Below are 10,779 nucleotides of genomic sequence, written 5' to 3'. Positions count from 1 at the left end.
TCGAGTTGTTGCGGTCGTTCGTCGTGGTCATATCTCGGAGAGCCCCAGCTCGTTGTCGATGAAGTCGAAGACCTCAGCCACCGTCGCGTCCTGCAGCTTGTCCGCGACGCCCCCGTCGGTGTCGTCCTGCGTTCCGCGCGTGCACTTGGCCAGCAGCGCGCTGAGCCGCTCGGCGGCCCGGATGCTCACCAGCTCCTCGTGGTCCATCGCCGAGATCGCGGCCTCCAGCCGGTCGAGTTCAGCCTGGAGACGGCTGGCGGTCGCCGCGTCGGGGACGAGTTCCTCGCGCAGCCGGGTGACGAGAGCGACCGGGGTCGGGTAGTCGAACACCAGCGTGGTGGGCAGCCGCAGGCCAGTGATGCGGGCGATCCGGCCGTGCAGTTCGACGGCGGTGAGGGAGTCGAAGCCGAGCTCGGTGAAGGCCCGTTCGGGTTCGACGGCCTCCGGACCGGCGTGCCGGAGCACGGTCGCGGCCTGCAGCCGCACCAGGTCCAGCAACACGGCGGTCTGCTCGGCCGCCGGAAGGCCGGACAGCTGCCGCGCCAGGGCTTCGGCGCCCGCGCGTGCCTGCTCGGCCCGCTCCGCCTCGATCCGCTGGACCTCGGGGATCTCGCGGAAGAAGGGGTGGGATCCGGCTGCGGCGACGCCGTCCAGCAGGCGGGCCCAGTCGATGTCGGCGACGGCGACGCTCGGCTCGCCGTCCGACAGGACCTCGGCGACCGCCGCGATGGCCGACGCCGGGAGGCCCCGCAGCCCGCCACGGTAGTCGTCCCCGCCGGTGCCGTTCGCACCGGCAGCCTCGCCCATGCCTTCGTGGGCAGATTCGCCGGTGGCTTCGCCGTCCCATGGGCCCCAGGCGATGGACGCCGCCGGGAGACCACGGTCGCGGCGGTGCCGTGCGAGAGCGTCCCAGCAGGCGCTCACCGCCGCCTCGCCGCCCTGACCGGGCCCGCCCAGCGTGCCGACGATCGAGGAGCACAGGACGAACGCGGACAGGTCGAGGTGCGCGGTGAGTTCATGCGCGTTGACGGCTGCCGCGACCCGGGTGCGGACCGCCCGGTCGAACGCCTCGGCGTCGACCGAGTCCAGCAGCCCGGACCGGGCGCCCGCAGCGTCTGGCCCTTCGGATCCAACCCGCTCGTCGGACGCGTCGAACTCCTGTGGAGCGTCGGACTCGTCGGCGAGGACCACTGCAGTCAGTGGGTGCTCCCCGGGCAGCCCGGACAGCAGTCCGGCAAGCGCCTCGCGGTCGGCCGCCTCGGCGGAGGTGACGGTGACCAGGTGCTCGGCGCCGCGTTCGGCCAGCATGCGGGCCGTCCGCGCGCCGGTGGCCCCGGTGCCGCCGATGAGCAGCACGGTGCCGCGCGGCTCCCACTCCCCCGCCTCCGGGTTGAGCCGGGCACGCACCAGCCGCGGTACAAAGAGGCCCGCCTCGCGTACGGCGACCTGGTTCTCATCGGCCGATCCGGCCAGTACCCCGATCAGGCGGGACACGGCACGATCCGCCACGGCCTCGGGCACATCGACCAGACCGCCCCAGCGCTCCGGGTGCTCGAAGCCCACGACCCGGCCGAGACCCCACAGCTGCGCCTGCTCAGGTTCGTCGACCCGGTCGGCGCCGCCGACCGAGACCGCGCCCCGCGTGGCCAGCCACAGCCGCCCGCGCACACCCGCGTCACCGAGCGCCTGTACCAGCGGCACCACGGGCAGTGCGGCGGAACCGCTCGCCCAAGAGAGGACCCCGGTCACAGACGCGATGTCCACCGACCGCTCGTCGAGAGCCGCCCGCAGTTGCTCGGTGACCGCCTGCCGGTCACCCGCACGGAGTTCCACGGTCAGGGCCTGCGCACCCGCCTCGCCGAGGGCGAGAGCCGAACGCTCGACCCAGCCGTCGCCGTCGCATCCGGCGGGCGCGACCACCAGCCACACCCCGGACAACGCGCGCGGCGTGCCCTCCACCAGCCGGGACCACACGGTCCGGTAGCGCCAGGGGTCCTGGGCCGCCAGGCCCGTGCCCTGGCTCGGCGCCGCCTCCAGCCAGTAGTGCTGGCGCTGGAAGGCGTACGTGGGCAGATCGACGCGCGCCGCGCCCGTACCCGCGAAGAATGCGGCCCAGTCGACGGAGTTGCCGGTGACGTGGAGCCGGCCGAGAGCGGAGACGACAGCCTCCGGCTCGGGCCGATTCTTGACGAGGGCCGGAATGAACGCCACCGACTCCGGGTCGGCGTCGGGCAGGCAGTCCTGCGCCATCGCCGTCAGGACACCGCCGGGGCCCAGCTCCAGGAAGGACCGCACCCCTTCGGCATGCAGGCTCTGGATCTCGTCGCGGAAGCGGACCGCCTCACGGACATGCCGCACCCAGTACTCCGGCGACGTCACATCCCCGGTCATCGGAATCTGCGGGGCCTGGAAGGTCAGCGACTCCGCCACCTTGCGGAACTCGTCGAGCATCCCGTCCATCCGCGAGGAATGAAACGCATGCGAGACCGTCAGCCTCTTGGTCCGCTCGAAACCAGCCGCCACGGACAGGACGGCATCCTCGTCACCGGAAATCACCACGGCGCGCGGGCCGTTGACCGCCGCGATAGCCACCCCGTCGATCAGCAACGGACGGACCTCATCCTCCGACGCCTGCAGCGAGACCATCGCCCCGCCCGTCGGCAGCGCCTGCATCAACCGGCCCCGGGCCGCCACCAGCTTGCCCGCGTCCGCCAGCGACAGCACCCCGGCGACGTGCGCGGCAGCCAGCGCACCGATCGAGTGACCACCGACGAAGTCCGGGCGCACACCCCACGACTCAACGAGCCGGAACAGCGCCACCTCAACGGCGAACAACGCTGCCTGCGTGAACTCCGTCTGGTCCAGCCGCTCGGCGTCATCCAGCACCGCCGGGTCAAGCCCGAGCGCGCCACACGCCTCATCAAACGCCGCCGCGAACACCGGAAAGGCCGCATACAGCTCACGGCCCATACCAACCCGCTGCGCACCCTGACCCGTAAACAGCACCGCCAGCTTGCCGCCCAGCACCCGCCCCGATGCCACATCGGACCCGACAACCACCGCCCGGTGCTCGAACGACGCCCGGCTCGTCGCCAGCGAGAACCCGACATCCACCGGGTCGAGGTCGGCAGCCGCTCGACGCACGCGCTCGACCTGCGCCGCCAGCGCCTCTGGCGTCTTGCCCGACACCACCCACGGCACCACCGGAAGCTCGACACCGCCCTCAACGGGGACATCAACCTCCGGCACCTGCTCCAGAATCACATGGGCGTTGGTCCCGCTGAAGCCGAAGGACGAGACACCCGCACGACGGGGCTGCTGCTCCCGCTGCGGCCACTCACGCGCCTCCGTGACCAGCTCCACGGCCCCCGCATCCCACTCCACATGCGGCGTGGGCTCGTCCACGTGCAGGGTCTTGGGCAGCAGCCCGTGCCGCATCGCCATGACCATCTTGATCACACCGGCAACACCAGCAGCCGCCTGCGTGTGCCCGATGTTCGACTTGATCGAGCCCAGCCACAACGGGTCACCGGCCTCGCCCCGCTCCTGGCCGTACGTCGCCAGCAGGGCCTGGGCCTCGATCGGGTCGCCCAGCCGGGTGCCGGTGCCGTGCGCCTCCACCGCGTCCACATCGGCGGTCGAGAGCCCCGCCCCGGCCAGCGCCTGACGGATCACCCGCTGCTGAGACGGGCCGTTCGGCGCGGTCAGGCCATTGCTGGCACCGTCCTGGTTGATCGCCGAACCCCGCACCACCGCCAGCACCTGGTGGCCGTTGCGCCGGGCATCGGAGAGCCGCTCGACGACGAGCATGCCGACACCCTCGCCCCAACCGGTACCGTCCGCCGCACCGGCGAACGCCTTGCACCGGCCGTCCCCCGCCAAGCCGCGCTGCCGGGAGAAGTCGATGAAGGTGTTCGGGGTCGACATCACGGTCACACCACCGGCCAGCGCCATCTCGCACTCGCCCGCCCGCAGCGCCTGCATTGCCAGATGCAGGGCGACCAGCGACGACGAGCACGCAGTGTCGACGGTGACCGCCGGGCCCTCCAGACCCAGGGTGTACGACACCCGACCGGAGAGCACACCGGCCGACGTACCCGTCCCCAGGAAGCCTTCCACTCCGTCCGGCACGGACGAGCCGAGCCGCGCGCCGTAGTCGTGGTAGATCACACCGGCGTAAACGCCGGTACGGCTGCCGCGCAGGGTTCCCGGGTCGATCCCGGCCCGTTCGAATGCCTCCCACGATGCCTCCAGCAGCAGCCGCTGCTGCGGGTCCATCGCCAGCGCCTCACGCGGGCTGATCCCGAAGAACGCCGGGTCGAACTCGGCCGCCTCGTGCAGGAATCCGCCGTCACGGGTGTACGAGGTCCCCGGACGGCTGCCCTCCGGGTCGTACAGCGACGCCACATCCCAGCCACGATCCAGCGGGAACGTCGACATCGCGTCCCCACCCTCGACCAGCAGCCGCCACAGCTCCTCCGGCGAGGACACCCCACCCGGGAAGCGACAGCTCATCCCCACGATCACGATCGGATCGTCGTCCAGGGGGGCACGGCCACCGGCCGCCGGGAGCAGGGCCTCCGCTTCCTCGCCGCCCACCAGCTCCTCGCGCAGATGGGCGGTGAGCGCGGCGGGCGTGGGGTAGTCGAAGACCAGGGTCGCCGGCAGCCGCAGCCCGGTGACCGCGTTCATCCGGTTCCGCAGCTCCACCGCGGTCAGCGAGTCGAAACCGATCTCCTTGAACGAACGATCCACCTCCACCGCATCCGCCCCGGCGTAGCCGAGGACGGCGGCGACGTTGGACTGGATCAGTTCCAGGAGCAGGCGCTCCCGCTCGGCCGGGCCGAGCCCGGCCAGGCGCTGCCGCAGCCCGTCCACGGCGGCGGCGCCGCCCGCGGCCGCCCGCCGGGGCTTGGCTCGCACCAACCCGCTGAGCAGGGCCGGGACATCGTCGCCCTGCGCGGTCATGGCCGCGGTGTCCAGGTGCATCGGCACCAGCGCCGGCTCCGGCGTGCGGTGCGCGGCGTCGAACAGTGCGAGGCCGTCGGCCACGGAGAGCGCCGGGGTGCCGGAGCGGACCAGGCGCTCCAGGTCGGCGGCGGTCAGCTCGCCCGTCATGCCGGTGTCCTGCGCCCAGGCGCCCCATGCCAGGGAGGTGGCGGGAAGCCCCGCGGTACGCCGGTGCTGGACGAGGGTGTCCAGGAAGGCGTTGGCCGCTGCGTAGTTGGCCTGGCCCGGGTTGCCGAAGACTCCGGCCGCCGAGGAGAACAGCACGAACGCCGACAGGTCCAGCCCGGCCGTCAGCTCGTGCAGATGGAGCGCGGCATCGACCTTCGGGCGGAACACCCTCGCCAGCTGCGCCGGGGTGAGGGAGTCGATCGTTCCGTCGTCCAGCACACCGGCGGCGTGCACCACACCGGTCAGCGGGAGCGCAGCGGGGACGGAGGCCAGCAGCGCGGCCAGCGCTTCCCGGTCGGCCACATCGCAGGCCGCGATGGTCACCTCGGCGCCCTGCGCGGCGAGTTGTTCGCACAGCTCGGCCGCACCAGGTGCGTCCATACCGCGCCGGCTGGTCAGCAGCAGATGCCGCACCCCGTGCTCGGCCACCAGGTGGCGGGCCACGATCCGGCCGAGTCCGCCGGTGCCACCGGTCACCAGCACCGTGCCGTCGGCATCCCAGGCCCTCGGCACGGTGAGCACGACCTTGCCCACATGCCTGGCCTGACCGAGGTGGCGGAACGCCTCCGGCGCCCGCCGCACATCCCAGGCGGTGACCGGCAGCGGCCGCAGCACGCCGCTGTCGAACAGCTCCAGCAACTCGCCGAGCATCTGCTGGATGCGGTCCGGTCCGGCGTCCATCACGTCGAACGCCTGGTACGCGACACCGGGGTGCGCCGCGGCGACCTCGTCGGCGTCACGGATGTCGGTCTTGCCCATCTCCACGAAGCGGCCGCCACGCGGCAGCAGCCGCAGCGAGGCGTCCACGAACTCCCCGGCCAGGGAGTCCAGGACCACATCCAGGCCACGGCCCGAGGTGGCGGTCAGGAACTCCGCCTCGAAGTCCAGGGTCCGCGAGGAGGCGATGTGCGCCTCGTCCAGGCCCAGTTCGCGCAGTGTGGCCCACTTGCCCTGGCTGGCCGTGCCGAAGACCTCCGCGCCCAGATGCCGGGCCAGCTGCACCGCGGCCATACCGACACCACCCGCGGCCGCCTGCACCAGCACCGACTCACCGGACTTCAGCCCGGCCAGGTCAACCAGCGCGTAGTACACCGTCAGGAACACCACCGGGGCCGCCGCCGCCTCGGCGAACGTCCAGCCCTTCGGCATCCGCGCCAGCAGCCGCCGGTCGGTGACGGTGAGCGGGCCGAAGGATCCGGACAGCATGCCCATCACCCGGTCGCCGGGGGCCAGATCGGTGACGCCCTCGCCGACCTCGACGACGACACCGGCGCCCTCAAGGCCCAGCAGCCCGGCATCGCCCGGGTACATGTCCAGAACGTTGAGCACATCGCGGAAGTTCAGGCCGGCCGCCCGCACCGCAACCCGCACCTGCCCGGGCTGAAGCGGTGCGGTCGCCTGCTCGTTCGGCACGAAGCACAGCCCGTCCAGCGTGCCCTTGCCGACGAAGTCCAGTCGCCAGGCGTCCGTGTCCGCCGGGGGCGTCAGCGCGGCGCCGGAGCCGGCGCGGGCCAGCCGGGGGACGCGGATCTCGCCGGACCGGAGCGCCAGCTGCGGCTCACCGGATCGGAGGGCGGACGGCAGCGCGTGCCAGGACTCGGCCGAGCCGTCGACGTCGACGAGCACCAGCCGCTCGGGGTTCTCCGACTGCGCCGACCGCACCAGGCCCCAGACGGCGGCATGCGCCAGATCGGCCGGGGACTCGGCGGCGTCTGCCGCCACCGCCCGCCGCGTCACCAGCACCAGACGTGTGGCCGCGAATCGCTCCTCGGCCAGCCAGCGCTGCACCAGTCCCAGCGCGCGGGCCGCCGCCTCGTGCGCCTGCCCGGCGCTGACCTGCGACGCCGCGTCGCCCGGGGAGCACGGCACCAGCACCACGTCCGGCACCTCGGCCGCGGGCGCCGCCAGGTCCGCCCACAGTTCGGCCTCGATGCCCGCGTTCGCCAGCGCACCGGCTGCGCCGAGGCCATCGGAGCCCAGCACGGCCCACCGGTCGGCCGGCTGACCGGCACCGGCCTCGTCTCCGGCAGGGCCGGCGTCCGTGGCCGCGACCGTCACCCAGTCCAGCCGGAACAGCGAGTCCTGCTGGGCGGAGGCGGCGTCGGCGAGCTGACCGGTGTCGAGGGGACGCAGCGCCAGGGAGTCGATGGTGGCGACCGGTGCGCCGGTGCCGTCGGCGACGGCCAGCGACACCTCGCCCGTACCGCGCGGCGAGATCCGCACCCGCAGCTGCGCCGCTCCGACGCTGTGCAGCGCCACGCCCGACCAGGAGAACGGCAGCCGGGGACGGCCGTCGTCCGCGACGAAGTCGCCCAGGCCGATCGCGTGCAGCGCGGCGTCCAGGGCCGCGGGATGCAGCCCGAAGGCGGCTGCCTCGCGCTCCGCGTCACCCGGGAGCGCGATCTCCGCGTACACCTCCGAGCCGCTGCGCCAGGCGGCCCGCAGCCCCCGGAACACCGGCCCGTACTCCAGCCCGATGGCGGCCAGTTGGTCGTACAGGCCGTCGGTGGCGAGGGCCTCGGCGTCGGTCGGCGGCCACTGTGTGAGATCGGTGAGATCCGCTGCCGAAGCCGCCGCCGTATCGCCGGCCGTCAGTGTGCCCGAGGCGTGCCGGGTCCACGGGTTCTCCGCCGGGGCGCCGTCGGGGCGCGAGTAGATCCGCACCTCGCGGCGCGCCGATCCGTCCGCCTCGCCGACGGTGACCCGCAGCTGTACGCCGCCCCGCTCGGGCAGGGGCAGCGGCGCCTCCAGGCTTAGTTCGTCGAGCAGGTCGCAGCCGACCTGGTCGCCGGCGCGGATCGCCAGCTCCACGAGCCCGGTGCCCGGCACCAGTACCGTGCCCGCCACCGCGTGATCCGCCAGCCATTCATGGGTCTGGCGGGAGAGCCGGCCGGTGAACATGAAGCCGTCGGAGTCCGGCAGCGCGACAGCCGCGCCGAGCAGCGGGTGTTCGGCGGAGCCCAGGCCCAGCCCGGCCACGTCCCCGGTGACCGCCGAGCCGCGCGGCCAGAAGCGCTGGTGCTGGAAGGGATAGGTGGGCAGATCGACGCGCTGCGCGCCGGTCCCGGCGAAGAACGCGGCCCAGTCGACGGTGCCGCCGTGGACATGCACCCGGCCCAGGGCGGAGACCACCGTTTGCGGTTCCGTCCGGTCCTTGCGCAGCGCGGGGACGAACGCCGCGTCGTCGGCGTCGGGCAGGCAGTCCTGGGCCATGGCGGTGAGGACGCCGCCGGGGCCCAGCTCCAGGAAGGTGCGGACGCCTTCGGCGTGGAGGCTCTGGATCTCGTCGTGGAAGCGGACGGCCTCACGGACATGCCGCACCCAGTACTCCGGCGACGTCACCTCCCCAGTCATCGCGATGCGCGGCGGGTTGAAGGTCAGCGACTCCGCCACCTTCCGGAAGTCGGCCAGCATCCCGCCCATACGGAAGGAATGGAACGCATGCGAGACCGTCAGCCGCTTGGACGTCGCAAACTGCCCAGCGACAGCGAGAACCGCGTCTTCGTCACCGGAAATCACCACAGCGCGCGGGCCGTTGACCGCCGCGATATCCACCCCGTCGATCAGCAACGGACGGACCTCATCCTCCGATGCCTGCAGCGAGACCATCGCCCCGCCCGTCGGCAGCGCCTGCATCAACCGGCCCCGGGCCGCCACCAGCTTGCCCGCGTCCGCCAGCGACAGCACCCCGGCGACGTGCGCGGCAGCCAGCGCACCGATCGAGTGACCACCGACGAAGTCCGGGCGCACACCCCACGACTCAACGAGCCGGAACAGCGCCACCTCAACGGCGAACAACGCTGCCTGCGTGAACTCCGTCTGGTGCAGCTTCCCGGCATCGTCCAGCACCGCCGGGTCAAGCCCAAGCGCGCCACACGCCTCATCAAACGCCGTCGCAAAGACCGGAAAGGCGTCCCGCAACTCCCGGCCCATGCCGACCCGCTGCGCACCCTGGCCGGTGAACAGCACCGCCAGTCGGCCCTCGACCGCGCGCCCGGACACGACCTCGGAGCCCACGATCACGGTCCGGTGGTCCAGGGCGGCCCGGCCGGTGGCCAGGGAGAAGCCGACATCCAGCGGGTTCAGCCCGGCTGCTGCCTCGCGGACCTGCTCGGCCTGGGCCCGCAGTGCCTTGGGGGTCTTGCCGGAGAGCACCCAGGGCACCACCGGCAGCTCGACACCGCCATCCGCCGCGGCGGCCGGGACCTCGGCCTCCGGGGCCTGCTCGATGATCACATGCGCGTTCGTCCCGCTGATACCGAACGACGACACACCCGCCCGACGCGGACGCTCCAATCCGGGCCATTCACGCGCCTCGGTCAGCAGCTCCACCGCGCCCGCCGACCAGTCCACATGCGGCGACGGCTCATCCACATGCAGCGTCTTGGGCAGCACACCGTGCCGCATCGCCAAGACCATCTTGATCACACCAGCAACACCCGCCGCCGCCTGCGTATGACCCAGATTCGACTTGACCGACCCCAGCCACAACGGGTCACCGACCTCACCACGGTCCTGCCCGTAGGTGGCCAGCAGCGCCTGCGCCTCGATCGGGTCGCCCAGCGGGGTGCCGGTGCCGTGCGCCTCGACCACATCCACATCGGCCGCCGACACCCGCGCATTCGCCAGCGCCTGGCGGATGACGCGCTGCTGGGACGGGCCGTTAGGCGCGGTCAGGCCATTGCTCGCACCATCCTGGTTGATCGCCGAACCACGCACCACCGCCAGCACCGGATGACCATGACGGCGGGCGTCCGACAGCCGCTCCACCAGCAGCATGCCAACACCCTCACCCCAGCCCGTACCATCCGCCCCCGCCGCGAACGCCTTGCACCGGCCATCCGCCGACAGACCCCGCTGCCGCGAAAACCCGACGAAAATCTCCGGCGTCGCCATCACCGTCACACCACCGGCAAACGCCAGATCACACTCACCCTGACGCAACGCCTGCACCGCAAGATGCAAACCCACCAACGACGACGAACACGCCGTATCCACCGTCACCGCCGGGCCCTCCAGACCCAGGGTGTAGGCGACCCGGCCGGAGGCGATACTCCCGCCAGTCCCCAGGAAACCCTCCACCTGCTCCGCGGCCTGATCCACCACCACCCCGTAGTCGTGATACATCACCCCCGCGAACACACCCGTCCGCGAACCCCGCACCGAAACCGGATCAATCCCCGCCCGCTCCAACGCCTCCCACGACGCCTCCAACAACAACCGATGCTGCGGATCAATCGCCACCGCCTCACGCGGCGAAATACCGAAAAACCTCGGATCGAAGTCAGCAGCGTCATGCAGGAACCCACCCGAACGGGAGTAGGTCTTGCCGGGCTTGTCCGGGTCAGGGTCGTAGAGACCGTCGATGTCCCAGCCACGGTCGGAGGGAAAGTCGCTGATCGCATCCCCACCCGAGACCAACAGCCCCCACAGCTCCTCCGGCGAGGACACCCCACCAGGAAACCGGCAGCCCATCCCCACAATCACAATCGGCTCGCGCGATTCGGCGGTGAGCTTCCGGTTCTGCTCCCGGAGCCACTCGGTCTCCTTGAGTGACGCGCGAAGTGCCTCAACGAGTCGTTCGTCAGGTGCGCTCATCGT

1 protein-coding gene is annotated in these 10,779 nt (G+C 72.2%); it reads right to left on the bottom strand.

What is annotated here, in order from left to right:
• Positions 1-27 precede the first annotated feature (27 nt).
• A complete protein-coding gene (locus AC0KTA_RS41225) occupies positions 28-10,776 on the bottom strand; it encodes an SDR family NAD(P)-dependent oxidoreductase (protein WP_481057074.1) in 10,749 nt (3,582 codons plus the stop codon).
• Positions 10,777-10,779: the final 3 nt, after the last annotated feature.

This window comes from Streptomyces sp. Y309 (assembly GCF_056712025.1).
Note: the sequence above shows the minus strand (reverse complement) of the source record. Positions and strands in the feature narration are given on the sequence as shown.

Excerpts from the sequence above, each read along its gene's own strand:
- AC0KTA_RS41225 (WP_481057074.1), bottom strand. The coding sequence starts at position 10,776 with ATGAGCGCACCTGACGAACGACTCGTTGAGGCACTTCGCGCGTCACTC.